24 protein-coding genes, 1 tRNA gene and 2 pseudogenes are annotated in these 24,735 nt (G+C 69.1%); 18 read left to right on the forward strand and 9 right to left on the reverse strand.

All coding sequences use genetic code 11. From position 1 onward, the window contains the following. Positions 1 to 16: 16 nt before the first annotated feature. The gene (locus IEZ20_RS06520; protein ID WP_189295280.1) at positions 17 to 1,036 is read right to left on the reverse strand and encodes an MraY family glycosyltransferase; all 1,020 of its coding nucleotides are present in this window, start codon (positions 1,034 to 1,036) and stop codon (positions 17 to 19) included. A 237-nt stretch (positions 1,037 to 1,273) separates the two neighbouring features. On the opposite strand from IEZ20_RS06520, the gene IEZ20_RS06525 reads away from it, so the two are divergent. Further along, positions 1,274 to 3,556, forward strand: coding sequence for a (Fe-S)-binding protein (locus tag IEZ20_RS06525; protein WP_189295281.1), 2,283 nt, complete (start codon positions 1,274 to 1,276; stop codon positions 3,554 to 3,556). 70 nt (positions 3,557 to 3,626) lie between these two features. On the opposite strand, the gene IEZ20_RS06530 is transcribed toward IEZ20_RS06525, so the two are convergent. Next, positions 3,627 to 3,953, reverse strand: coding sequence for an antibiotic biosynthesis monooxygenase family protein (locus IEZ20_RS06530; protein ID WP_189295283.1), 327 nt, complete (start codon positions 3,951 to 3,953; stop codon positions 3,627 to 3,629). A gap of 205 nt (positions 3,954 to 4,158) precedes the next feature. On the opposite strand from IEZ20_RS06530, the gene IEZ20_RS06535 reads away from it, so the two are divergent. Both IEZ20_RS06535 and IEZ20_RS06540 read left to right on the forward strand, forming a co-directional pair. Then, positions 4,159 to 5,640, forward strand: a complete 1,482-nt coding sequence (locus tag IEZ20_RS06535; RefSeq protein ID WP_189295285.1) for an FG-GAP and VCBS repeat-containing protein — start codon at positions 4,159 to 4,161, stop codon at positions 5,638 to 5,640. Positions 5,641 to 5,714: 74 nt separating this feature from the next. After that, positions 5,715 to 6,752 carry a Yip1 family protein gene (locus tag IEZ20_RS06540; RefSeq protein ID WP_189295287.1) on the forward strand — a complete coding sequence of 346 codons (1,038 nt, stop codon included), beginning with the start codon at positions 5,715 to 5,717 and terminating at the stop codon, positions 6,750 to 6,752. Between the two features lie 87 nt (positions 6,753 to 6,839). Here the strand turns inward: IEZ20_RS06540 and IEZ20_RS06545 are convergent, their stop codons facing one another. Together IEZ20_RS06545 and dcd are read right to left on the reverse strand one after the other, a co-directional pair. Then, positions 6,840 to 7,343 carry a phosphoribosyltransferase gene (locus tag IEZ20_RS06545; protein ID WP_132784696.1) on the reverse strand — a complete coding sequence of 168 codons (504 nt, stop codon included), beginning with the start codon at positions 7,341 to 7,343 and terminating at the stop codon, positions 6,840 to 6,842. A 13-nt stretch (positions 7,344 to 7,356) separates the two neighbouring features. Further along, positions 7,357 to 7,932: a dCTP deaminase gene (gene dcd, locus IEZ20_RS06550; RefSeq protein WP_189295289.1), complete on the reverse strand. Its 576-nt coding sequence runs from the start codon at positions 7,930 to 7,932 to the stop codon at positions 7,357 to 7,359. A 528-nt stretch (positions 7,933 to 8,460) separates the two neighbouring features. Between dcd and IEZ20_RS06555 the strand changes: the two genes are divergently transcribed. After that, positions 8,461 to 8,534: transfer RNA gene (locus IEZ20_RS06555), tRNA-Gly, on the forward strand. A 49-nt stretch (positions 8,535 to 8,583) separates the two neighbouring features. Here IEZ20_RS06555 and IEZ20_RS06560 read toward each other — a convergent pair. Next, a pseudogene (locus tag IEZ20_RS06560) lies at positions 8,584 to 8,944 on the reverse strand (tyrosine-type recombinase/integrase); the annotation flags it as partial. 474 nt (positions 8,945 to 9,418) lie between these two features. Here IEZ20_RS06560 and IEZ20_RS06565 point away from each other — a divergent pair. Both IEZ20_RS06565 and IEZ20_RS06570 read left to right on the forward strand, forming a co-directional pair. Then, positions 9,419 to 10,222 carry a calcium-binding protein gene (locus tag IEZ20_RS06565; protein ID WP_189295291.1) on the forward strand — a complete coding sequence of 268 codons (804 nt, stop codon included), beginning with the start codon at positions 9,419 to 9,421 and terminating at the stop codon, positions 10,220 to 10,222. Positions 10,223 to 10,467: 245 nt separating this feature from the next. Beyond that, positions 10,468 to 10,704: a hypothetical protein gene (locus IEZ20_RS06570; protein WP_189295292.1), complete on the forward strand. Its 237-nt coding sequence runs from the start codon at positions 10,468 to 10,470 to the stop codon at positions 10,702 to 10,704. A 124-nt stretch (positions 10,705 to 10,828) separates the two neighbouring features. On the opposite strand, the gene IEZ20_RS06575 is transcribed toward IEZ20_RS06570, so the two are convergent. Further along, positions 10,829 to 11,257: an ATP-binding protein gene (locus tag IEZ20_RS06575; protein WP_189295403.1), complete on the reverse strand. Its 429-nt coding sequence runs from the start codon at positions 11,255 to 11,257 to the stop codon at positions 10,829 to 10,831. 103 nt (positions 11,258 to 11,360) lie between these two features. Here IEZ20_RS06575 and IEZ20_RS06580 point away from each other — a divergent pair, with 103 nt between their 5' ends. Continuing rightward, positions 11,361 to 11,738 carry an STAS domain-containing protein gene (locus IEZ20_RS06580; protein ID WP_189295294.1) on the forward strand — a complete coding sequence of 126 codons (378 nt, stop codon included), beginning with the start codon at positions 11,361 to 11,363 and terminating at the stop codon, positions 11,736 to 11,738. Between the two features lie 388 nt (positions 11,739 to 12,126). Here the strand turns inward: IEZ20_RS06580 and IEZ20_RS06585 are convergent, their stop codons facing one another. Then, on the reverse strand, positions 12,127 to 13,185 hold the full coding sequence (locus tag IEZ20_RS06585; RefSeq protein WP_229895902.1) for a helix-turn-helix domain-containing protein: 1,059 nt from the start codon (positions 13,183 to 13,185) through the stop codon (positions 12,127 to 12,129). 143 nt (positions 13,186 to 13,328) lie between these two features. Next, complete coding sequence (locus IEZ20_RS06590; protein ID WP_189295296.1) at positions 13,329 to 13,805, reverse strand: NUDIX hydrolase; 477 nt, start codon at positions 13,803 to 13,805, stop codon at positions 13,329 to 13,331. A gap of 167 nt (positions 13,806 to 13,972) precedes the next feature. On the opposite strand from IEZ20_RS06590, the pseudogene IEZ20_RS06595 reads away from it, so the two are divergent. From IEZ20_RS06595 to IEZ20_RS06640, 11 genes and pseudogenes are all read left to right on the forward strand, one after another. After that, positions 13,973 to 14,774: pseudogene (locus IEZ20_RS06595) on the forward strand (TauD/TfdA family dioxygenase). 24 nt (positions 14,775 to 14,798) lie between these two features. Beyond that, the gene (locus IEZ20_RS39500; RefSeq protein WP_229895903.1) at positions 14,799 to 15,020 is read left to right on the forward strand and encodes a hypothetical protein; all 222 of its coding nucleotides are present in this window, start codon (positions 14,799 to 14,801) and stop codon (positions 15,018 to 15,020) included. Between the two features lie 378 nt (positions 15,021 to 15,398). Next, positions 15,399 to 15,542 carry a hypothetical protein gene (locus tag IEZ20_RS06600; RefSeq protein WP_189295300.1) on the forward strand — a complete coding sequence of 48 codons (144 nt, stop codon included), beginning with the start codon at positions 15,399 to 15,401 and terminating at the stop codon, positions 15,540 to 15,542. 16 nt (positions 15,543 to 15,558) lie between these two features. After that, on the forward strand, positions 15,559 to 16,749 hold the full coding sequence (locus tag IEZ20_RS06605; protein ID WP_189295302.1) for a cupin domain-containing protein: 1,191 nt from the start codon (positions 15,559 to 15,561) through the stop codon (positions 16,747 to 16,749). Then, the gene (locus tag IEZ20_RS06610) at positions 16,749 to 17,657 is read left to right on the forward strand and encodes an aldo/keto reductase (RefSeq protein WP_189295303.1); all 909 of its coding nucleotides are present in this window, start codon (positions 16,749 to 16,751) and stop codon (positions 17,655 to 17,657) included. The genes IEZ20_RS06605 and IEZ20_RS06610 overlap by 1 nt, the downstream gene beginning before the upstream one ends. After that, positions 17,638 to 18,459: a phosphotransferase family protein gene (locus IEZ20_RS06615; RefSeq protein ID WP_189295305.1), complete on the forward strand. Its 822-nt coding sequence runs from the start codon at positions 17,638 to 17,640 to the stop codon at positions 18,457 to 18,459. Before IEZ20_RS06610 ends, IEZ20_RS06615 begins: the two co-directional genes overlap by 20 nt. A gap of 515 nt (positions 18,460 to 18,974) precedes the next feature. Then, complete coding sequence (locus IEZ20_RS06620; protein WP_028799214.1) at positions 18,975 to 19,178, forward strand: cold-shock protein; 204 nt, start codon at positions 18,975 to 18,977, stop codon at positions 19,176 to 19,178. A 180-nt stretch (positions 19,179 to 19,358) separates the two neighbouring features. Continuing rightward, a complete protein-coding gene (locus IEZ20_RS06625; protein ID WP_189295306.1) occupies positions 19,359 to 20,831 on the forward strand; it encodes a DEAD/DEAH box helicase in 1,473 nt (490 codons plus the stop codon). A gap of 128 nt (positions 20,832 to 20,959) precedes the next feature. After that, the gene (locus IEZ20_RS06630) at positions 20,960 to 21,268 is read left to right on the forward strand and encodes a CBS domain-containing protein (protein WP_189295407.1); all 309 of its coding nucleotides are present in this window, start codon (positions 20,960 to 20,962) and stop codon (positions 21,266 to 21,268) included. Positions 21,269 to 21,788: 520 nt separating this feature from the next. After that, positions 21,789 to 22,133 (forward strand): helix-turn-helix domain-containing protein, encoded by a 345-nt coding sequence (locus IEZ20_RS06635; RefSeq protein ID WP_189295308.1) that lies wholly within the window; start codon positions 21,789 to 21,791, stop codon positions 22,131 to 22,133. A 458-nt stretch (positions 22,134 to 22,591) separates the two neighbouring features. Beyond that, entirely contained in the window at positions 22,592 to 24,253 is a 1,662-nt protein-coding gene (locus IEZ20_RS06640) for an RICIN domain-containing protein (RefSeq protein WP_189295310.1), read from the forward strand. A gap of 69 nt (positions 24,254 to 24,322) precedes the next feature. Here the strand turns inward: IEZ20_RS06640 and IEZ20_RS06645 are convergent. After that, a partial coding sequence (locus IEZ20_RS06645) for a non-reducing end alpha-L-arabinofuranosidase family hydrolase (protein ID WP_268253032.1) occupies positions 24,323 to 24,735 on the reverse strand: 413 nt, incomplete at its 5' end.

The raw sequence follows: 24,735 nt of genomic DNA on the forward strand, positions 1-24,735 counted from the left end.
CAACCGGACTCAACTCTTATCCGCTCCTTACGCGCAAGTGCCCGCTGACCTGCGTCGACGGCGGTCGGCGGCCCTGCGGAGCGGGAATCAGAAGGAGCAGCAGAACGGCGAGAACCACCCCGCCGGCCACCCAGAGCACCGCCCGCTCCCCCGTCCACCCGGTGTGCACGAGCACCCCCACGAGCACCGAGGAGAAGGACCCGGCGCCGAGCAGCACGACCGACCCCTGCGGGGTGAGCCCGAGCCGCCGCAGCCGGTGCGCGAGATGGTCCGGGCCCCGCCGGAGCAGCGGACGCCGGGCCGCCGTCCGGGCGAGGACCACCAGCAGGGCGTCGGCGGCGGCGACGGCGCCGAGGCAGAACACCACCGCCGCGCTCGACCCGATGTCGTACCCCGCGCGCGTGAAGACGACCGCCGAGGACAGCACGAACCCGGTGAACAGCGAGCCGCAGGCGCCGAGGCCGATCCGCGCGGGGTGCCAGTTGTGCATCAGGAAGCCGGTGAGGGCCGCGGCGACCACGCTCAGCAGCACGGCGAGCCCGTCCATCACCTCGGCGGCGGCGCAGGCCCCGGCGCCGAAGGCGGTGACCACCCCGACCGTCCCGGCCAGCCCGTCGGCGTGGTCGAGCCCCTTGAAGGCGAGGGTGGCGAGGACGATCCAGCCGACGGCCAGCAGCCCGCCCGGCACGCCCGTCTCGTCGTAGGGCACCACGCAGGCCGCCGCCACGGCCGTACCGGCGACGAGCACCCGCGCGCGCAGCCGCCACACGTCCGCCACCAGGCCCAGTCCGGCCATCCCGACGGCGGCCATGAGCAGCTCGCCGACCCCGTCCCCGAGCGGGGCGACCCGGGTCCACTCACCCGTTCCGGCGACCAGGCAGGTGACGACCACGACGGCGAGGCCGCCGAGGAGCGGCAGGGGACGCTGCCGGCGCCGGTCGAGGATCCCGGCCCTCAGGGCGGGCAGCCGGAGCACCGCCGCGAGCACGGCGGTGCAGAGCAGGGCGGCGGTGGCGGCGGCGATCCCGTAGAGCACGGCTCTAAGGTAGGGGCGAAAGTATCAATTCGGGATGAATAACACGATCGGATTGCCCGCAAAAGGGGGACGCAGGCGACCCTCAGCGACTCAGATCACCCCGCGCTCTGCTGCATCCCGAAGGAAGATGGGGGTAGTCTCAGACGGACTACATAAGTTACCGCTTAGTAATGTCGATCAGCTCGGGCAGTCGGCTTCCGACAGCCCGTTCAGACCGAGGCCGCCTCAGGAGCCCCAATGCAACTCGCCGCGATCATCGTGTCGCTGGTCCTGATCGTGGTCGGCGTGGCACTGTTCGGCCGCGCCCTCCTCCAGATCTTCCACTTCATGCGGCTCGGCCAGCCCGTGCCCGCGGGAACCCGGACCAACGACCCCTACCAGCGCACCGTCACCCTGGTGAAGGAGTTCCTGGGGCACACCCGGATGAACCGCTGGGGCATCGTCGGCATCGCGCACTGGTTCGTCGCGATCGGCTTCTACACGCTGCTGCTGACGATCGTGAACGCCTTCGGCCAGCTCTTCAAGGCCGACTGGATCCTGCCGGTCATCGGCGACTGGGCGCCGTACAACATCTACGTCGAGTTCATCGGCACCATGACGGTCGTCGGCATCGCGACGCTGGTCGTCATCCGGCAGCTGTCCCGGCCGGACAGGCCGGGCCGCAAGTCCCGCTTCGCGGGCTCCAACACCGGCCAGGCGTACTTCGTCGAGACGATCATCCTCATCGTCGGCGTCTGCATCTTCATGCTGCACGCGCTGGAGGGCGCCCAGCACCACGTCGACGGCTACGAGGCGTCGTTCTTCATCTCGTACCCGGTGGTGGCCTGGCTCAAGGGCATGGACGTCTCCACGCTCCAGAACCTGACCTACTTCTTCGCCGGCCTGAAGATCGCGGCCTCCTTCATCTGGATGATCGTGGTCTCCCTGAAGACCGACATGGGCGTGGCCTGGCACCGCTTCCTGGGCTTCCCGAACATCTGGTTCAAGCGCAACGCCGACGGCTCCACGGCCCTCGGCGCGCTCCAGCCGATGACGTCCGGCGGCAAGCCGATCAACTTCGAGGACCCGGGCGAGGACGACGTCTTCGGCGTCTCCCAGGTCGAGCAGTTCTCCTGGAAGGGCCTCCTCGACTTCTCCACCTGCACCGAGTGCGGCCGCTGCCAGTCGCAGTGCCCCGCCTGGAACACCGGCAAGCCGCTCTCCCCGAAGCTGCTGATCATGTCCCTGCGGGACCACGCGCACGCCAAGGCGCCGTACCTGCTGGCCGGCGGCGGCAAGACCGTGGAGGGCGAGGAGAAGGCCTCCGAGGAGCAGCTGAAGGACGTCCCCGCCGCCGCTCTCGCCGAGGCCGAGCGCCCGCTGATCGGCACCGCCGAGGAGAACGGCGTCATCGACCCGGACGTCCTGTGGTCCTGCACCACCTGCGGCGCCTGCGTCGAGCAGTGCCCGGTGGACATCGAGCACGTCGACCACATCGTCGACATGCGCCGCTACCAGGTGATGATCGAGAGCGCCTTCCCCTCCGAGGCGGGCACGATGCTCAAGAACCTGGAGAAGAAGGGCAACCCCTGGGGCCTGGCCAAGAAGCAGCGCCTGGAGTGGACCAAGGAGGTCGACTTCGAGGTCCCGGTCGTCGGCAAGGACATCGAGGACCTCACCGAGGTCGAGTACTTGTACTGGGTCGGCTGCGCCGGCGCCCTGGAGGACCGCGCCAAGAAGACCACGAAGGCCTTCGCCGAGCTGCTGCACATCGCGGGCGTCAAGTTCGCGATCATGGGCGGCGACGAGAAGTGCACCGGTGACTCCGCCCGCCGCCTCGGCAACGAGCCCCTGTTCCAGGAGCTCGGCATGGAGAACGTGATGGCCCTGAACACGGCGTTCGGCGAGGAGCTGGACGACGAGGGCAAGGTCGTCGCGGAGTCCGCGAAGCCGAAGTCGGCGAAGAAGATCGTCGCCACCTGCCCGCACTGCCTCAACACCATCGGCAACGAGTACCCGCAGCTCGGCGGCGACTACGAGGTCATCCACCACACTCAGCTGCTCCAGCACCTGGTGGACGAGGGCAAGCTGGTCCCGGTCACCCCGGTCGAGGGCATCATCACCTACCACGACCCGTGCTACCTGGGCCGCCACAACAAGATCTACACGCCCCCGCGCGAGATCATCGGCAAGGTCCCGGGCCTGCGCAACGAGGAGATGCACCGCCACAAGGAGCGCGGCTTCTGCTGTGGCGCCGGTGGTGCGCGCATGTGGATGGAGGAGCGGATCGGCAAGCGCATCAACAACGAGCGCGTCGACGAGGCCCTCTCCCTGAACCCCGACATCGTCTCCACCGCCTGCCCGTTCTGCCTGGTCATGCTCACCGACTCGGTGAACGGCAAGAAGAACGACGGCAAGGCGAAGGAGTCGATCCAGGTGGTCGACGTCGCCCAGCTGCTCCTGGAGTCCGTGAAGACGCCGGTCGACCCGGAGGGCTCGACGGAGACGGAGAGCGAGCCGGAGCCGGAGCCGGTGAAGTAGTCCCCCCGAACGGACGGCGCCCCCTGACCCGCACAGGCAGGGGGCGCCGTCGTATCTCCGTACCCTGCGGTCAGGCCCCCTTCGGGCCGGCCTGCTGCACCACCTCGAAGGACCACAGGGTCGAGCCGGAGGCCGCCGGCTTCGGGCGCTCGCCGCCCTCGCCGCCGCCCTGGTGCGCGGACTTCATCGGCCCCTCCATCCAGGCCTGGAACGACTCCTCGTCCCGCCAGCGGGTGTAGACGAGGTAGGTGTCGGTGCCCTCGACGGGACGCAGCAGCTCGAACCACTCGAAGCCGTCGGAGTTCTCCACCGCGTGGGCCCGCGAGGCGAACCGCTTCTCCAGCACCTCCCGCTGCTCGGCGGGAACGGTCAGCACGTTGATCTTCACTACGCTCATGGACCCATCCTGGACCATCGCCCCGCCCGCCACAGCGATCCCGGACCGTTACCACGAGCGCGTACAACCCTCGCCCCCCACCGCGGGTCTCCTGATCGCCTACCGCCCGTGAACCACGGGACAACACGTGCTGAACACGGGCGGACCGCACCCCATCGTCTGCGGACGCCCCGCCAGGCGTCCCCCGCATGCAGCAGGAGACCGCATGCACGCGCACGCTCGCATCGCCCTCGCGACGGCCGCCGCCGCCGCGCTGACGGGCGGTCTGCTCACCCTCGCCGCGTCCCCGGCCACCGCCGCCGACTCCGTCAAGGCCGCCAAGGCCGACTTCAACGGCGACGGCATCGGTGACGTCGCCACCTCGGCGGCCGGCGCCTACGTCAGCGGCCGGAAGGACGCCGGCCAGGTCGTCGTCCTGTACGGCTCCGCCACCGGCGTCTCCTCCGCCAGGCGCACCACCATCAGCCAGAACACCACCGGTGTCCCCGGCACCGCCGAGGCCGGTGACATGTTCGGCGGCGACCTGGCGTACGCCGACTTCAACGGCGACGGCTACGACGACCTCGCCGTGGGCTCCCCGAGCGAGAAGGTCGGCACCGACACCGACGGCGGCGGCCTCGCCATCCTGTGGGGCTCCGCCGGCGGCCTGACCGGCAAGGCCGTCGACGTGCCCGACCCGGCCCCCTCCTCCCACGACTTCTGGGGCAAGAACCTCGCCGCCGGCGACTTCGACGGCGACGGCAGGGCCGACCTGGCCGTGGGCAGCTCCGCCGCCACCCTCTACCTCTACAAGGGCGGCTTCACCACCGCCGGCGCCTACGGCAGCCGGACCACCGTCAAGCCGCCGATCCAGTCGGGCACCAACGACTACCCGTACGGCCCGCTGAACCTGACCGCCGGCGACGTCAACGGCGACGGCCGCACGGACCTCGTCGTGGACGGCTACGAGACCACGACGCGGTACGGCTGGAACACCAACTACTGGCTGCCCGGCACCTCCGGCGGCCTGAGCACCGCCTCCGCCAAGACCCTCAAGCCCGGCATCATCACCGCCATCGGCGACGTCAACGGCGACGGCTTCGGCGACATCGTCAGCGGCGCCGACTGGGACGCCAAGGACCCCGACGGCACCGTCATCCCGAACGCCTCCGACGGCGGCAAGGTGAACATCACCTACGGCTCCGCCTCCGGCCCGGCCGGCACCACCGGCATCACCCAGAACACCGGCAACGTCCCCGGCTCCTCGGAGAAGGGCGACGCCTTCGGCTGGGAGCTGGACCTCGGCGACATCAACGGCGACGGCTACCAGGACCTGGTCGTCAGCTCCCCGCAGGAGGACCTCGGCGGCGTCCCGGACACCGGCAGCGTGACCGTCCTGTACGGCTCCGCCGCGGGCGTCGACACCGTCTCCGGGGCCCAGTCCTTCTCCCAGGACAGCGCGGGCGTCCCCGGCGGCAACGAGAAGTCCGACCTGTTCGGCGCCGACCTCAAGCTGGACGACGTCACCGGCGACGGCAAGGCGGACCTGGTCGTCGGCTCGTACGAGAACGGCGGCGACGGCGCGGTGACGTACCTGCCGTCCAACGGTACGAAGATCACCGCCACGGGCTCGCGCGCCTTCGGCGTCTCCACCGTGGGCGTCTCCACCTCCGGCACCCCGCAGTTCGGCGCGGTGATGGCGGACTGACCGTGCCGGCGGACCGACCCCTCCCGGGAAACCCCTGAGGAACCCGGAGGGCGTTGCTGACGGTCCCTTAGGGGATGTCACAGGTCGGCCGCAAAGCCGGGCCCGGACCACCGGGCCCGGCACGTCGGGCTCCGGGACCAGGTACGTTCGATGACGTGGCTGGATTCAGGATCGGACGCGGGGGCCGGGACAACCGCACCCCCCAAGGACAACAGGCGCCCCAGGGACCGTCGTACGGACACGGGCGCGGCCCCGCTCAGTCCGGGAGGCCGTCGTACGGCCGGCCGGGCCCCTCGGGCGCCCCGGGCCCCTCGTACGGCTACCCGTCGGCGCCGCAGCCGCCGTACCCGCAGCAGGGACAGTCGTACGGCTACCCGGGCGGGCCCGACGACGGGCCGGAGTACTTCGGGGACGGCGGCTACCCGGGCGGCCCCGGGAACGGCGGGCACGACCCCTACGCGGCCAACAACCCGGGCCACACCCAGGCCTTCTCCATCGACGAGGCCGCCGGCTACACCCAGGGCGCGACCTACCACGCCGGCCAGGCCGCCGAGCCCGCCGGACCGATCGGCCCGCCCCTGCACTGGAAGGAACTGCTGAAGGGGATCGTCCTCTCCCCGAACGAGACCTTCCTGCGCATGCGGGACTACACGATGTGGACGCCCGCCCTCATCGTGACCTTCCTCTACGGCCTGCTCGCGGTCTTCGGCTTCGACGGGGCCCGCCAGGACGCGATCAGCGCGACGCTGTCCAACGCGGTCCCGATCGTGCTGATCACGGCCGTCGTGATGGTGCTCGGCCTGTTCATCCTGGGCGTGGTCACCCACACCCTGGCCCGCCAGCTCGGCGGCGACGGCGCCTGGCAGCCCACGGTCGGCCTGTCCATGCTGATCACCGCCCTCACCGACGCGCCCCGCCTGATCGTCGCCATGTTCTTCGGCGGCGACGCCGGCTTCGTCCAGCTCCTCGGCTGGGCCACCTGGCTCGGCGCGGGCGCCCTGCTGACCCTGATGGTCTCCCGCTCCCACGACCTGCCGTGGCCGAAGGCGCTGGGGGCGTCGGCGATCCAGCTGGTCGCGCTGCTGTCGATCGTGAAGCTGGGCACGTTCTAGTCACCGCCCAGCCGTCCGCGGACACGCGAAAGGGCCCCCGGCGCTCCAGCCGGGGGCCCTTCGGCGTTGCCTCTCCGCTTCCTGGACCTAGGCGTCGAGAACCTGTCCGGCGCGCTTCACGACGGGGGGCTCGACACTCCACGGGAAGTTGATCCAGTCGTCGGTCCGCTTCCACACGTACTCGCACTTCACGAGGGAGTGGGACTTCTCGTAGATCACCGCGGAGCGCACCTCGGCGACGGTGTCGAGACAGAAGTCGCGGACGAGCTTGAGGGTCTTTCCGGTGTCGGCGACGTCGTCGGTGATCAGGACCTTCTTGTCGGAGAAGTCGATCACGTTGGGGACGGGGGCGAGCATGACCGGCATCTCCAGGGTCGTCCCCACACCGGTGTAGAACTCGACGTTGACGAGATGGATGTTCTTGCAGTCGAGGGCGTAGGCGAGCCCCCCGGCGACGAACACCCCGCCGCGGGCGATGCTGAGCACGATGTCGGGCTCGTACCCGTCGTCGGCGATGGTCTGCGCCAACTCGCGGATGGCGGTGCCGAACCGCTCGTAGGTCAGGTTCTCCCGCACGTCTGCGCTGCTCATGCTGTCGTCGCCCTCACACCTGGGTCCGATGGAAATTGAGGAAGGACCGCGAGGCGGTCGGCCCGCGCTGCCCCTGGTACCGGGAGCCGTAGCGCTCACTGCCGTACGGGTGCTCGGCGGGCGAGGTCAGCCGGAACATGCACAGCTGCCCGATCTTCATCCCCGGCCACAGCTTGATCGGGAGCGTGGCGAGGTTGGACAGCTCCAGGGTGACGTGCCCGCTGAACCCGGGGTCGATGAACCCGGCGGTGGAGTGGGTGACCAGTCCCAGCCGCCCGAGCGAACTCTTCCCCTCCAGCCGGGAGGCGAGATCGTCGGGGAGCGTGATCACCTCGTAGGTGGAGGCGAGCACGAACTCCCCGGGATGCAGGATGAACGGCTCATCGCCCTCCGGCTCGACCAGCCGGGTCAGATCGGCCTGCTCGACGGACGGGTCGATGTGGGGGTACCGGTGATTCTCGAACACCCGGAAGTACCGGTCCAGCCGTACGTCGATGCTCGACGGCTGCACCATGGTTTCGTCATAGGGATCGATCCGTACCCGCCCGGCGTCGATCTCGGCCCGGATGTCCTTGTCTGAGAGAAGCACGTAGCGAGGATACGCAAGGCGCGCGAAGCCTTCGCAATCCGAAGGACTCCGCGCGCCCGCCGTGACGAACCGACTACGGCCGGTCCCCGTGCACCGCCCCTACCGCTTCTCCAGAACGACAGGCACGGCGCTGCGGAGCCGGGCACAGCGCGGGCACCGCACGAGGCGGCCGGGGCCGAGCCGGTCGGCCTGCTGCATCGGGAACGAAGCGGTGCTGAAGACGTGCCCGTCCGCGCATCGGACGACGGTGCGTTCCATCAAGTCCCTCAAGTCCCTTCCCCAAGAGCCGCGTCCGGCGTTGCTGCCCGGACGACAAAAGCCACATTACGGGATCAAAGAGATGACTCTCCACGCGGCACTCCGGCCCTCCCCCAGGCCTCCACGGTACGCCCCAACTCCGGCCGCCCGCAGCCGGATCCCACCCCTGAAACACGCTCAGCCCCCGGGATCCGAACACCGGGAGCGCGCGATGATGTAGAGTGAGCAAGGTCCGGACACCGGCCCCTCCGGGACCACGTCCGTACTTACGCGGGTGTAGTTTAATGGTAGAACATCAGCTTCCCAAGCTGAGAGCGCGAGTTCGATTCTCGTCACCCGCTCCATGAAGAAGGCCCAGGTCAGAGACCTGGGCCTTGTTGTTGTGTCCGGCGATCAGTCGCCGCGTGCCAGATCCGTGCCAGAAGGCTTGTGGGCCGCCTTCTTGGCAGCCTCCGCCCGAGCCTTCCGAACGGTGACGTCGAGGCCGGCGGCGACCTCTTCCTGCCGCTCCTCGTCGGAGTGCTGGTAGATCAACGCGGCCTTCTCGGAGGACTGCCCGGCGCGGACCATCGTGTCCTTGAGGGTGGCGCCCGGAACGGGTCGAGAGCGTGTGTCCGGTGTGACGAAGGTCGTAGAAACGGAAGTCGTCGGGGAGCCCGGCGGCGGCTCGGGCACGACGCCACTTCCGTTTGAAGGAGGTACGACGGAAGGGCGCCCCCTTCTCGCCGACGAAGACCAAGCCGTCAGGCCCCTCTACTGGTCGCACACCGCGGTGCCTGACTCGCCCATTGAAACTCCCGGCCAAAGTCGCTACGCCGACCTAGGCCGGACAAGTCCTAGCCGGATAGGCACCTTTCGTCGCTGTTCGGAACGAGAAGCATGGCCAGGCCCTCCTGGTCCGCATCGCGGTTGCGGGGGCTCTCTACCTGCTCCTCGGCCCGGTTCCAGGCACCACCGACCAACAGCAGGCCCCGGCGCCCCCGGCGTCCGCACCCTCAGCGTCCTATTGCTGGGGACTGAGCCGCTGGCGTCAAGGCCGGGCAAGGGACGAATGGAAGGCCCCGTACGAAGGAGCACGCGGACTCGCCCGTCTCCTTCGACCGGCCTCCGGCCGCAGTCGTGTGTGACGTTCGTGCACACAGATGCGCTGGGTGTGGGGGCGGCCTGTGTGACGACTGTGCCCAAGTCCCGCCCCACCGTCCCCCTCTCCCCTCCGTGAAGGAGCCACATGCGCAAACGCGCTGTCTTCGCCCTGTTCGGTACCGTCGCCGCCCTGGCCGGCTTCGCCACCCCCGGCGCCTACGGTGACGAGCCCCAGACCGATGTCCAGATCAGCGACGTCTCCTTCGACGGTGGCAAGAACATCGTGGTGGGCCTCGACTCCAAGACGATCACGGTGTCAGGGACCTTCACCCACCCGTCGGGCATCCAGGACGCGGACTTCGTCCTGTGGCGCGGACCGGAGGGTGCGAACCCCTACGAGACCTACGACGACCGCATCGTGTCGCAGCAGTTCCACTACCACGCGGACTGCGTCGCATCGAGCGCCACCACCTCGACCTGCTCGCAGACGATCTTCCTCGAGCCGGACTGGCGGTACGGCGGCACCGCGCTCACCAACGCCCACGCCGGCACCTGGAAGGTCAGCGTGCAGGGGGTGGCCAACGACGACAGCTGGACCCAGGCCGCGAGCTACACCACGACCCGCCTGCAGCGGTACTCCAAGCTCACCGCGAACGCGGGCCCGGAGCCGGTCGCCAAGGGCGCGCCCCTCACCGTCACCGGCAAGCTCACCCGGGCCGACTGGAACAACCTCGAGTACTTCGGCTACACCAACCAGCCGGTCAAGCTCCAGTTCCGCAAGGCCGGCACCACGACCTACACCACCGTCAAGACCGTGTACACCTCCAGCACCGGCACCCTGACGACCACGGTCCCCGCGTCGGAAGACGGCTACTGGCGCTGGAACTTCGCGGGCACCTCCACCACCCCGGCCGCCAAGGCGACCGGGGACTTCGTGGACGTGCGGTAGCCCGCGCGGCTACCACGCCCACCGAGGAATCCCCGGGTCCCGGACCCGGGGGTTCTCCCACGGAGCGCGAAGCCCTCCGCTGCCGTACGGCCCTCTAGCTAGGTGTGCTGTCCGGCGGGTCACCCCACCGACCCCGCATCCGACAGCTATGTCACCCGAACGGCCTAACTTGACGTGTCGCCCACATGGGTGAACATCAAGCTGAGTGGTGTCCCAACCGAGGCAATCCGTGAAAGGCGAACCAAATGCGCATTCGACGAGTCCTCGCCGCCGTCATCGCCACGGCAGCCCTCGCCGGGGTCGGCCTCGCAGACGCCGCCACCGCCACCGCCACAACCGCCACCGCCACAACCGCCGCCCCCGCCAGCCTCACCCCGGGCGAGTGCATCGACGGCGGCGGAACGGTCGATCGGTCGAACTTGTCCTCGGCCCATCTCCCGACCTGCAAGGGCGGCAAGTTCAACGGGCAGGAAGTCGACTAAACCCCACTAGGCGCCCCGCAGCCACGCGCTGCGGGGCGTTCCCGCGCGAGCGTAGCCGGGAGAGTCGCAGGGACCGTGCCGATGAGCTACGGATCAAAAGGGGTGAGAGGGTGAGTGCGGAGACCTAAAAGGGGCGGCGCCCTGTGACCGCGCCGGCCGGGTCGTCCAGCAGGGCGAGGCGGGCGGTGATGCGTTTGCCGACCGGTTCCCGCTGTGCTTCGAAGCCCTGGGCGACGGCTATGACGATCTCCAGGCCGTGCTGGCCCACCCGGCCGGCATCCGCGGCCCGGGCGATGGGCAGGACCGGGTCGGAGTCCCACACAACGACCTCGACCGTGTCACCGGCGATCCGCAAATCCAGCAGCAGCGGCCCCGGAGCGTACTTGAGGGCGTTGGTGACCAGCTCGCTCACCACCAGCTGGGTCAGGTCCATGGCGCGCCGGGAAACCGGCAGGCCGTGGTCGGCCTGGACACGGGTCAGGAATCCGGCGGCAAGGTGCCGGGCCTCGGCAATGACCGTGCTGGTCCCGTCCAGGGCCACTGTGGTCTGGATGGTCTGTTCCCCCGGCGTGGTGTCTTCGTCTCACCCAGGCATCACCTCGTGCGGTCCAGGGCACCGATTCCCGCGAGGGCATGGCTGTGCCAGTATCACCGACATGGCTGAATCAGAAGTGGCGGATACCGAACAGGCGGTGCAGGCGGGCGAGCTATCGACCACCCTCTCTGTCACCGACGGTATCCGCGTGCTGACCGTCGCCGGAGAGATCGACCACGAGACCGGTGACACGTTCCGCCAGGCCCTCAAAGTCCCCGACGCGCCCCGGCCCCGCGTCGTGGTGGACCTGGGGCAGGTGACCTTCATGGACTCCAGCGGCATCAACGTCCTCATCGCCGCCCATAGCGCCCTCAGCGACGCCGGCGGCTGGCTCCGTCTCGCCCGACCCGGCGAATCCGTGCAACGCGTCCTGCACCTCGTCGGCATCGACACCGTCATCGACTGCCACGAAACCCTCCGCCAGGCGCTCACCGACTGACCGGTCACGCCGCAGCTGCCCGGCCAGTGCACGGGGCTGCCGTGGCCGTACTGCGGCCGACGGTGCGTCAGAGCGCGGCCGGCGCTGGCAGGTCTCTCCTTGGCCATCGACGAAGCCCGACCGTTGGTTAGGTCCCAGGTCGTACCCGGGCCACCCCCAACAGGGCCGGGGATGCAGCTGCTCTACAGAGTTGGACACCTCGGAAGCCGGCCGCGCGTCAGAGACCCTAGCCATGGGCACTGACAACCAGCCCCGAGAGCACGACCTCTGACGCGTTGAGGACAACCAGCGTTCGTCCGTCCAGTGCCCATGCGTAGAGGGCGACAGGGCGACCCTGAAGGCGTGCGTGATCCGCAGGGAGCACTCGTCGAGATCGACACTGGGGGAGCTAGGCGGCCATCTCGATGCGTATCCGCTCCAGGGACTGGGCAGCTCGGGCGTGCTGCGCAGGCAGCCCCTTACCCGCCGTGCGCATGATGCGCTGGAGCTGGTGGGGGAGCCGCTGTGTGACCGCCTCCTGAATGGCGATGTCCAGCGACTGGGCTGCGCCGCTGCGATCGTCGGCAAGCATCTGGACTTGGGCCACGGTGACGAGTTCGATCACGCGCCACTGCGGGGCCACCACGGTCGTAGACAGCGGGCTCTGCTCCACGAGCCGCATGGCCTCCTTCGTACGGCTTGTGTCGACAAGTCCGCGCAGGCGGATCTCGTGCAGGGAGAAGGGGTTGAACAGACTGGTGTGGTCCACCCAGTCGAGAAGAGCATCGGTCTCCCGCATCACCTGGTCGAACAGCTCACCATTGCCCAGTGCGCCGGCGGCCCGCGCGAGGAGAGGGAGGACGGCGGCGCGAGCGGTCTCGTCCGGAGCAGTGGCCGCGGCGCGGCACAGCCGTTGGACGGCCGCGCCCCGCAAGCTGGCCTTGCGGAGTTCGTTGCCGTGCATGCGCAGCACGTAAGAGGTCATACGGACGTCGTCGAAGTACTCGGCGATCTCCAGGCTCTTGGCTGTCCAGTGCGCGGCGGTGGCGAGACGTTCCTCGGGCAGTACGTTGCCCAGGGCGACACCGAGGCCGACACGGGCCCGCGCGAGGAGGTGCAGGACGTCCCGCTCGGTGTGGCCGTCCTCGACACGTGCTTCGAGGCGGGCGACGAGCGGCCACAACTCCGAGACCGCTTCTGTGGCGTGCCCGGACTGGCGGGCGATCTCGGCGAGCCGGACAGTGGACTCGCCGAACTGCAGCATCGCCCGGTGATCGGTATCGGTCGGGTCGGTGACGCCGAGCACGTGTGGCGGCAACTGCAGCGCTTCGCAGATACGGCGGCGGGAAGGCACGTCGTCCAAGGACCGCTTTCCCAGTTCCAGAGCGGAGATGTACGTCTTGTCGTAGCCGAGGAGTTCACCGAGTGCGGTCTGGTTCAGGCTGTGCACGCGGCGGTAGAAGCGCAAGATGTCGGCCAGGTCTCCCGTTGCCAGGACTAACTGAGCCTGGGGTGTGGCCCAGTGCCACTGAGCGTGCCGAGCCGAGGGCCGGGGAAGCGGGAGCCGGTCCTCACCCGCGCGTGCAGCGATCTCGCCCCCGGCCATGCCGACTACATCCGCTCGTAGTCGTCCAAGGCCGCCGGGCCGGCGTTCCTCCGGCCGTACCAGGCGGTGATGGCCTGCTTGTATCCGTCGGGCATGTTCAGGTCCGGCACTTCGTCCGCGGTGAACATGCCCAGCTGCTTGTGCTCGTGGCTGACGACCGGCGGCCGTTCGGGGGTCAGCACGGTGCAGCCGTAGGTCACGATCAGTACGCGCCGACCCGGGATCGGCTCGTAGATCCACACACCGCCGTCGATGAGTGGGCCAGCCTTGACGTCCCACCCGGTCTCTTCCTGGATCTCGCGCTCAAGGGCCGCCTCGGGACTGACATCCGGCAGTTGAACTCCGTCGCCGGTACCGATCTCCAGCCGCCCTCCAGGCAGTTCCCACTCATCACGTTCGTTCCGCAGCAGCAGCACACGATCACGCGCGTCGAGCGCAACGCCCTTCACGGAGACGGGCCAGAGCGGCGGCGTGTACGTCATGACGGTCCTCGTCTGCGGTGTGCGAGCCGGGCCTTGGGAACGTAGCACGCGCCTCTCAGCCCGCCACCCTGCCATCCCATTTGTCCGAGTCGACAGTCTGTCGCTTTACCGCGACCACCCTGCCTCCCCACTCTGATCACACCGATCCCGATCGAAGGAGTACGGCGATGCTCGACGCCTCCACACGCTCCGAGGGGCTCTTCGCGGACCACTTCGTCAACCTCCGCGTCCCGCACGCCAGCGACGTGATCGCCGCACAGCTTCGTGAGACCGGCCTCGTCACCCTGGACGGAATGGCCACTCGCCAGGAAGTCCTGTCGTTCGCCTCCCCATTGATGGCGATCACGCCCCATCCGCACGGCGCTCCTGACGGCTTGACCCTGATCCACAACACGGGCAGCCACGCCCACCGCGCCGGCTTCGCCGGACTCGGCAACGGCGAACTGCTCCCCCACACGGAGAGGTCGGGCACGCCATCCCCTCCGCGTCTGATCCTCCTGGTCTGCCTACAGCCGGCATCCGATGGTGGTGAGACGCTCCTCGCGGACGGACGTGATGTGCACGCCCGCCTGGTCAGCGAGGACCGCGCGGCAGCGGTCGCGCTCTGCCAGCCCCGGACCGCCTACTTCGGTGAGGGCGCCGGCCACGCCTCCCAGGTCTTCACCGTCCACCCCGACGGCCGGATCTGCATACGGCTGCGACAGGACGGTCTGGCCCGCTGGAGACCCCATCGTCCAGCCCTACCTCCCCGTGCTCCGCAGCGCCATCACCACCAGTCAGCATCGCCTCACGCTTCGGGCCGGGCAGGGCTACCTGCTGGACAACCACCGTTGGCTGCACGCCCGCACGCGTTTTACCGGGGACCGGCGGCTCCTGCGCGCGCTGGGCGACCCGCGCTTCGCTCTTCCCGACGGATTCACGCCCTGCCCGACCGCATCCGTTCTGCCCAGAACGAGTGAGGCCCTCTGATGTTCACGAGAAGAGGTGACAGTCATGGCTGATCGCAGCCTGCCTGCTCTCCGGGCCGTGATGGTCGACAGCCGCACGGGCCGCATCGGCCGGGTCATGGGCAGCGAGGGACCGTACGTGCAGCTTCGTCCCCTCAACGGGGGGGGGAGGGAGTGGGACGTGCCGCCCGACCAGCTGCGGGCACCCACAGCAGCCGAGGAGATGAGTGGCAGGGTCGCCGTGGCGAACGGACGGTGGGGTCGGTGAGCCCGCGCATCACCAGACGCCACAAGCGGTCGCGGCACGCCTGGCGGCACACGGGATGCGGCGGGCCATCGCCTGGCTGGGTCGTTTCGCCGGTCCGCTGCTGGTCGTCGCTATCGCCGCGTCGTGCGGCTTCGTGATCGGCGTGGCGGTCGCCAGCACCCCAGCCCACCCCTGACTTCCGGTTCCTTCAGACACCGGCCCCTGAGTTCCCGTCCCTGCCGGACGTAGCCGATCGAGACGCTCCCCCACGTTGAGAAGCCCCGGCAGGGGCGGGTCGCAAACCCCGCCTCGGACGGACCAATCCGCCCGCGCCCTTGGACAGGTCGAGCGCCGTCCGGGGCGGGTCCGCAATGCACCTCATCGTCATAGGAGGACTCAATGCCGAGCAGCAGCACCACCCCGGCGGCCGAGCCGGCACCGACGGGCCTGGTCAGGGCACGCCGTCGCATCCAGGCCGCCCGCGAGCGCGGCGTAACCCCGTCTGACGGTGGCAGCACCGGCCGCACCGACGGCAACGACTGATCAGGGAGGAGCCGCGTTGTCGCCGCTGAATCTGGCGGCTCACCTGGGCCAGGACGAGTTCCTGGCCCAGGTGCTCCACCGCCACCACCGCCATGTCCCCCACGCCCTCGCCGAGCCGGGCCGGCTGATCACCTGGGACGACGTCAACACCATCCTCGCCACCCACCGCCTGGAACCGCCCCGCTTCCGCCTCTCCGCCGAAGGCGAGATGCTTCCCGCATACCGCTACACGTCCCCGGTCACGACCCGCCGGCACACCGTCTGGCAGCGCCTGCATCCGGCCGAACTGCACGCTCGCCTCGCCGAGGGCGCCTCCCTGGTCATCGACGCCGTCGACGAACTACACCCGGCCGTCGGCCGCGCGGCCATGGAACTGGAGCAGTGGTTGCGCACGGGCGTGCAGACCAACCTGTACGCGTCCTGGACCGCCCGTGAAGGCTTCGGCGTCCACTGGGACGACCATGATGTGCTCGTCGTCCAGATCGACGGGGCCAAACGCTGGAAGCTGTACGGGCCCACGCGGGCCGCCCCCATGTACAAGGACACCGACGAGCCGGAGCCCCCTCCCATCCAACCGCTCACCGAGCTGGTCATGCTCCCTGGCGACCTGCTCTACCTCCCCCGCGGCTGGTGGCACTCGGTGGCCGCCTCCGAAGGCGAGCACTCCCTCCACCTCACTTTCGGCATCCAGACCTCCACCGGCGCCCAACTGCTGTCCTGGCTCGCCGATGACCTGCGCCGTCACCCGGTCCTGCGCGAAGACCTGCCCGTGCACGCGACGGCCGCTGACCGGGCTGACTACCTGGAACGACTACGCAAGCAGGTCACCGCAGCACTGGAGGATCCGAACGTGATCAACCGGTACGCGACGATGCGCGATGCCAGTGATCTCACGCGGCTTAGGCCAAGCCTGCCCCATGTCACCGGCCTCGCCGCGAACCCGAACACCCGCGTCCGGCTGACCACCGCACGCGCCCGGATCGAGCCAGCAACCGACGGGACCTCGGTGGTGTTCCGGGCGTGCGACCACGAGTGGGAGATGGCCCAGGAAGCCCTGCCGCTGCTCACACGACTGATCTCCGCTGTTCCCCACGCCGTCTCCCTCAGCGAACTGGCCGCGGCGGCCGGCCTCTCTGTCGACGCCGTGGCAGCCGCCGTCTCCGAGCTGATGACGGGCCAAGCGATCACAGTGGAAGGCCAAGGGTGATGGCGACGGCAGCCCTGGGGCTGGGCACCTACCGTCTCCAGCCCGCCGCCCTGATCGACGCAGCCGCACGCGCAGCCGCCGACCCCGCCACCGCTTGGATCGACACCGCGCCCAACTATCTCGGCGGGCGAGCGCAGGAACTACTCGCATCCTTCCTCGTCCGGCACCCGGTCCCAACCTCCACCAAGGTCGGATTCCTCACTGCCCAGACCGCGAAGGATGCCGTACTCGACGGAGCGATCACCGGCGAGGAGGCGGCACGGCGACATTGCTTGAGCACCCCGTACGTGCACTGGCAGTGCGCCCGCAACCGCACCGAACTCGGCCGAGACCGCCTCGACCTTGTGTTCACGCACAACCCCGAGCACGCCGACGGCGACCCGTACGAAGCCCTTCATGACGCTTTCATCGCCCTCGAAGAAGAGGCAGCAGCCGGCACCCTGACCGGCTACGGGGTCGCCACCTGGGACGGCTTCGAAACCGGCGCCCTGAACGTCCCCACCCTTCACCAACTGGCCGCCTCGGCCGCCGGGAGCGAGCAGCACCATCTGAGGGCGATCCAGCTGCCGGTGTCCCTCGTCACCGCAACCGCCTTCTCCCAAGCCCTGGACGGCGAGGGTCCCATCGCCCAGGCAGCAGAACGCGGCTGGCAAGTATTCGCTTCGGCCCCCCTGTTCGGCGGCGAACTGCCACACCTTGCCACCCGCGAACTCACGGAGTTGTTGAACCCGGACCTCAGCACAGCACAGGCATGCCTGCTCGCCGCAGCGTCCTGCCCTGGAGTGACACGAACCCTGCTCTCCGCCTCCAGTCCGGCACACTGGGCCGAGGCACGAGAGGCTCTGCGCCTCCCGGCCATCCCGGTCCCTATCCTGCGGAAGGTGCTGGATGTACTCGCCGCCGGCTGAACCAGCAGACCAGCAGCGCATGCGCCGGGCGTTCGCGCAATCGGCCGGGCTTGTCAACGCCACGGTCACCGGCCCCGAAGTCTGGGGCTGGTACGGCCGCACCCTCAGTAGCCGCGTCGAGCATCCGGACCGGGGAGACTGCTGGCTGAGACTGCTCTCCGCACCGCGCGATCGAGCGGCGGGAAAGATCTGGGAAGGCAATCGGAAGGCAGCCGCGCTGTTCGACGGACATGTCCACAAGCCGTTCCTGTACGACACCGTCGAGTCGACCAAGGACGGCTACACGTACCGGGCCGAGCTGCACCAGTACGTCGACGAGCCCACCTGCTCTCCCAGCCCCGTTCTGCGCACCCGGCTGGCTCTGCCGGCCTCGTGGTGGGACTCCCTCCGCACCGATCTCGAGTACGTCAGCGGAACGGCCACCGACCGTGTGGCTGTCCGGCAGGAGTGGGTGGACCGTTCGGTCCCCCGCTTCCTAGGCACACCCAGCCCGCGTATCACCGCCTGGGCAACAGCCCACGGGGATCTGCACATGGCTAACCTGACCGCCAGCCCCTACCTCCTCGACTGGGAAGGCTTCGGGCTGGCGCCCGCCGGTTACGACGCTGCCATGCTCCTGGCGTACTGCCTGCTCCTCCCCGATGTCGCCCAGCGTGTCCGTGACTCCTTCCCGATCCTCGGCACGGCGCCTGGGCGCGTGGCGCAGATCATCGTGGTCACCGAGTTACTACAGTCCGCCTCGCGCGGGGACCACCCCGAACTCGTGCCCGCCCTTCAGGACCTGATCACCGACCTGACCTGACTTGTGCTTAGCCGGGTCAGTTTTGGCCTACGTGGAGCCGATGAAGCCCGGCTTCATGCAGCAGGCCATGACTGACCGACGCGCAGCGGAGCCGGTGCGAACACGCGACTCGCCTCGGCCCTCCTACGGCACTCCCGGGGGATGTGACCTTTATTGCGGCATGGGAGTCCCGGGCACGTTTGCCGTTGTGCCCTCCGCCGGCGACGGTGGCAGCGGCACATGTCCCGTCGAGCGAGGTCACAGGGTCGCGGACGGAAGTGCACGGCAGGAAGGCCGTGCCCGGGGAGAGCAATATCTGTGCCCGCGAAATGAGAAATTGGCGCGGGGTACGGCGAATATTCCTCGACCGCCCGGCGGAACGGAATTATCGACCGTGCAGGGCCGATCGCACCGTGCTACTGTCGTCATCAGTTGCAGGTGTGGTTGCCAGAAGGTTTTTCCGACGGCTGATCATCACGGCGACACGGAACACGCACAAGGCGTATTCCTGACACCGTCTCCGAAGGAGAAACAACATGGCTACTGGCACTGTGAAGTGGTTCAACGCGGAAAAGGGCTTCGGCTTCATCGAGCAGGACGGCGGCGGCGCCGACGTCTTCGCCCACTACTCGAACATCGCCACCCAGGGCTTCCGCGAGCTGCTGGAAGGCCAGAAGGTGTCGTTCGACATCGCGCAGGGCCAGAAGGGCCCGACGGCTGAGAACATCGTTCCCGCCTGACGCACCGGCGCTGACGCATACTTCGCAGCTGGGGCCCGCACCTTGGGGTGCGGGCCCCAGCTCGCGTCATTTTCAGGGTGTTTCGACCCTGTCATTTTTCGGCCCGTTCTCGCGATTCTCTGCGCCGCTCATTCTGCTGCGGAAATTCCTTGATCGTGCCCGCATCGAGGAAGGTTCCGCATGAACCGAACACGTACCACTCGCGCACGCACCGATCGCACATACGACCGTTTCGGAGGAAGCGCCGCCGCCGGCCGCTCCGGCGGTTACGGAAACCGACAGCCGGCGCGGGGCGAGTTCGCTCTGCCGAAGACGGTCACGCCCGCGTTGCCCGCCGTCGAGTCGTTCGCCGATCTCGCCATGCCGGCGCCGTTGCTGGCCACGCTCGGCCACGAAGGGGTGACCGTGCCGTTCCCGATCCAGGCGGCGACCCTGCCGAACGCCCTGGCCGGCCGTGACGTACTCGGTCGCGGCCGCACCGGGTCGGGCAAGACCCTCGCCTTCGGCCTGGCGGTCCTCGCCCGTACGGCGGGCCGGCGCGCCGAGCCGCGCCGACCGCTGGCCCTGATCCTCGTCCCCACCCGTGAGCTGGCCCAGCAGGTCACCGACGCGCTCGCTCCCTACGCCCGCTCCGTCAGCCTGCGGCTCGCCACCGTCGTCGGCGGAATGTCCCTCGGCAGGCAGGCCCAAGCGCTGCGCGCCGGCGCGGAGGTGGTCGTGGCGACGCCCGGTCGGCTCAAGGACCTCATCGACCGGGGCGACTGCCGGCTCGACGACGTCGGCACCACCGTCCTCGACGAGGCCGACCAGATGACCGACATGGGCTTCATGCCCCAGGTCACCGCCCTGCTCGACCAGGTGCGTCCCGAGGGACAGCGGCTGCTGTTCTCGGCCACCCTGGACCGCAACGTCGACCTGCTGGTCCGCCGCTACCTGGCCGACCCGGTGGTGCACTCCGTCGACCCGTCGGCCGGTGCCGTCAGCACGATGGAGCACCACGTGCTCCACGTGCACGACGCGGACAAGCACCGGACGACCACCGAGATCGCGGCCCGGGACGGCCGGGTCATCATGTTCCTGGACACCAAGCACGCCGTGGACCGGCTGACCGAGCACCTGCTGAGCAGCGGTGTCCGCGCCGCGGCCCTGCACGGTGGCCGGTCCCAGCCGCAGCGCACCCGGACCCTGGCGCAGTTCAAGGACGGTCACGTCACCGTCCTGGTGGCCACCAACGTCGCGGCCCGCGGCATCCATGTCGACAGCCTCGACCTGGTCGTCAACGTGGATCCGCCCAGCGACCACAAGGACTATCTGCACCGTGGCGGCCGTACGGCCCGCGCCGGGGAGTCCGGCAGCGTCGTCACGCTCGTGACGCCCGGACAGCGCCGCGGCATGACCCGGCTGATGGCTTCGGCCGGCATCACCCCGCACATCACCTCCGTCCGCTCGGGCGAGGCGGAGCTGAGCCGCATCACGGGTGCCCAGGCGCCCTCCGGTGTGCCGGTGGTCATCAGCGCGCCCGTCGCGGAACGCCCCCGCCGCGGGTCGTCGCCGTCCCGCAGCCGCCGGGGCCGCACCGGGCAGGGCCGACCGGTCGGCGAGGGGGCGCGCCGGCGGGCACAGCGGCTGCCCGGGAAGGACTCGGCTGCTTAGGCCGGCGCAGTCCCCGGCGCCCCTCGGCCTCCGAGAGCCACGTGGTCTCCCGGGGCCGCAAGGGCCGCCCAGCCGACCATCCCCTACCGAAGGAGACACCCGTGACGTCAGCGCGGACTCGGTACCGCATGCCGGACCCCGCTCCCGCGACCGCGGTCGAGGGCACCGAAGGGCACGACCCTCGGGTATGTGACGACATGACCGTCGAGGTGGCTCTGGCCGTCATGGCGGGTGCCCGGGTCGAGTACCTGACCGTGTGCGACGGGGACGACGAGAGCACAGGCTTGGTCACCCGGGGCGGGCTCGCCGTTGTCCGAGACAGTTCCGCGTACACGGACCGGATCCGTCTGCGGGACGTTCTCGACGGACCACTGCCCTCACCGCCCGGCGTCGGCGAGTGCGGCCGGGCTCCGGGCGTACCCGCCCTCTCGCGCTGATCCGTCGCGCCCCGGGCGGCCCGCTCTCCTTCTCCCCGCGGCTGCCTGCAGGATCCGGGCGAGAGGGAAGTGCAGGACGAGCAGCTCATCCGCGTCAGAGTTCCTTCTCCTTCGGAAGAGTGAAACCTTCTCTTGTCAGAGTAGATTTTCATCATCGGCATGGGTACGCTTCTTCTCGTAGACACGGTCGAACGAGACCCGCCAGACACGAACTGGCAGGTGGCTGGAAACTGCCGACAGCAGTACAGGTTCACTCAGTGGTTGTACCGAGAGGAACGGAGGAGCAGACGCCATCAGGATCGCCCGGCCCGAGAAGCACTCGGCCGGGTACCGCAAGGCCCCGGATTGGATGGTGGTCCCCGGTCACGCAGCTGCGATCCCCCGCTCCGCCCTGCCGGGCCTGGTAGCGGATACAGAAGGTCGGCCGAGCAGGAGGGCCGACAGATGGTGTTCAATTTCCTTCGGGGCCCTGGTGCCGTACGGCACCAGGGCCCCTCGACGCGTTATACAGCGAGGTGACATGACATCGGACAACCCTCTGAATGACCGACTGGACGACGACGACTACCCCGCGTACACGATGGGCCGGGCAGCCGAGATGCTCGGCACCACCCCGGCCTTCCTCCGAGCCATCGGTGAGGCTCGCCTGATCACTCCGCTCCGCTCGGAGGGAGGACATCGCCGGTACTCCCGCTACCAACTGCGGATCGCCGCGCGCGCCCGCGAGCTCGTCGACAAAGGGACCCCGATCGAGGCCGCGTGCCGGATCGTCATCCTCGAGGACCAGCTCGAGGAAGCGCAGCGCATCAACGCCGAATACCGTCGGGCGGCCGGCCAACCGGCGGGCGGCTCCGGCTCCGCCTGAACACGCGGGCGCGTGCCGCATCCGGAACGCCGTCTCGCGACCTGCTCATAAGAGCGAGTTCGATTCTCGTCACCCGCTCCATGATCAAGGCCCAGGTCAGGGACCCGGGCCTTTGTGCTGTGCGGGGTGATCGCCACCGCCGGCGTCAGGCGTGCCGTGCTCCGCAGCGACCAGGAAGCGGTCGGGGCGAAAAAATCTGTGGATCTTCGCGGCAACCTTTTCGGCCTCTCGGACCACTCAGCGTTGTCCGGCCAAGTGGTCCGGTCAGATGCAACGGCTGAAAGAGAGCAACAGGCATGTCCCTGGAACGAGAGCACAGACATGTCCCCGGCCCACCCACGTCACCGGTGGCGTCCCGCGTCGGCGGCCATCGTGCCGACGGCGGCGCGCGCGGTGGTCGCCCGAAGCATCGTGGCCGTCGGTTGCTCGCGCGTCGGAGTCTCTGGGCGGGTCTCGCCATGGTGGTCGTGGCCGGCTCGGCTGTCGTGGTCAGCCAGGCTTCGGCGCAGCAGAAGACCCTGGATCTGAAGAAGTGGTACGTGCTGGTCAACCGCAACAGTGGCAAGGCGCTGGACGACCGTGGCTCCGCCAAGAACGACGGCGCGGCGGTGGTGCAGTGGAGCCGTCACGGCGGCCCCAACCAGCAGTGGCGGTTCATCGACGCGGGTGACGGGTACTACCGGCTGCAGAACCGGAACTCCGGCAAGGTGCTGGACGACCTCGGCTGGTCGAAGACCGCCGGCTCCGCCATCGTGCAGTGGAAAGACCTGAACGGCACCAACCAGCAGTTCAAGCTGGCCAAGTCGCCGGACGGCTACGTGCGTCTGGTCAATCGCTTCAGTGGCATGGCCGTCGATGTCCGCAACGCCGCCAAAGCCAACGGCAGCGGTGTCGTCCAGAACCGCGACCGGGGCGGCGCCGATCAGCAGTGGCAACTCGTCCCGGCCGGGAGTGTCGGCGGCTCCGGTACGCCCACCAGCCAGGCTACGAGCGGCTCGCACCCGTCGTCGGCGCCGTCTCCCGTGGCCGGTGGCGGCAGCTCGACGACACGTTTCATGGGCAGCAGCACGGTGCTCATCGGCGGCTCGATGTCCGACGCCTCGGCGGCCGCCGCGCCGTTCGACGTGCGGTACGCCTATGTGCACAGCCAGCCCGCGCCGTCGTCGGACTACTACTCGGCAGCGCGCTGCCACGACGGTTGGTCGAGCTGGTGGGGCTGCTGGAACGGCAGCACCACGGCGCCCGGCACGTACGTGACCTGGCGGGACACCGTGGCGGCCCAGGCGACGTACAAGGGCAGCCGGCGCCCGCAGAAGATGCTGTGGACCTGGTACTCGTTGCGCGACCTCGGGGACGCGGCAGGCCAGGGCGACGGTCCGGGCGAGGTCAAGGCCATCAACCGGCTCGACCTGCTCACCCGGTACCTGAACGACTACCGGTTCTTCCTGCAGAAGATCGGCACGTCGCACGACGCGATCGACCTTGAGCCCGACTTCTGGGGCTACGTCCGGTCGCTCGGCGATCCGCACCAGGTTCCCGCACAGGTCTCGGGCGCGAATCCGACGGATTGCGGATCGCAGGAGAACAGCGCCGCCGGACTCGCCCGCTGCCTGATCTCGATGGCGCACAAGTACGCGCCGAACACGGCCGTGGGACTGCACCTTTCCTGCTTCGACTGGCAGACCAACACACAGGCATGCGTCAAGGACTACGCGAACCTCGGGGCAAAGAACGCCGACTTCCTGGTCACCGACGTGTCGGACCGCGACGCGGGCTGGTACGCACAGCCGGCCCACGGCGGCAGTGACCACTTCTGGACCGACCAGAAGGCCACCGCCGCGCTGCAGTTCTACAAGACGATGGCCGAGTCCGTGGGCAAGCCGGTGGTCCTGTGGCAGATCCCCGTGGGCAACATGGCGCAGAACAACACCCTCAACCATTTCAAGGACGACAAGGTGGACTGGCTCTTCGGGCACATGGACCAGGTGGCAAATGCCCATGTCGCCGGCCTGTTCTTCGGTCCGGGGCAGCAGGAACAGACCACGGTCGAGTCCGACGGCGGAAACCTGATCCGCAAGACGATCGCCTATCACAACTCGGGTGGTACAGCACTCAAGTAGGCGAAGCTCACGAATGCGCCCCCATCTCTTCGATGGGGGCGCATTTCGTCATTGCCGTCGGGCCTCCGGTCAGCGCTGCAGGGTGAGGACACCCGGCCGCCACGGCAGCTGGTCGTAGGGGCCGCTGGCGCTGGGGGACTTGCCCTGGTAGAGGAGCTGGAGGTTGCAGGGGTCGATGGTCATGGTCTGGTCGGGGTTGGTGCGGACCAGGTCACCATGGCTGATGTCGTTGGTCCAGGTGGCACCGCTGTTGGCCTTGCCCGCGAAGGGGTTGCTCTCGCTCGCGGCCTGCGGGGTCCAGGAGCCGCTCAGGCTGGTGGCGGTGAAGGAGCGGAAGTAGCGCTGCTCGTTCGCTCCCCGGGCCTCGACGATCATGAGGTACTGGTTCTGGCCCTGGACCTTGTAGACCTGCGGCGCCTCGAAGAGGTTCTTCGTGGTGTCGCTCATGACGGTCGTGTACGACGAGCCGAAGTTGCCCGGGA

Source organism: Streptomyces cinerochromogenes (assembly GCF_014648635.1).
Taxonomy (GTDB): Bacteria; Actinomycetota; Actinomycetes; order Streptomycetales; family Streptomycetaceae; genus Streptomyces; species Streptomyces cinerochromogenes.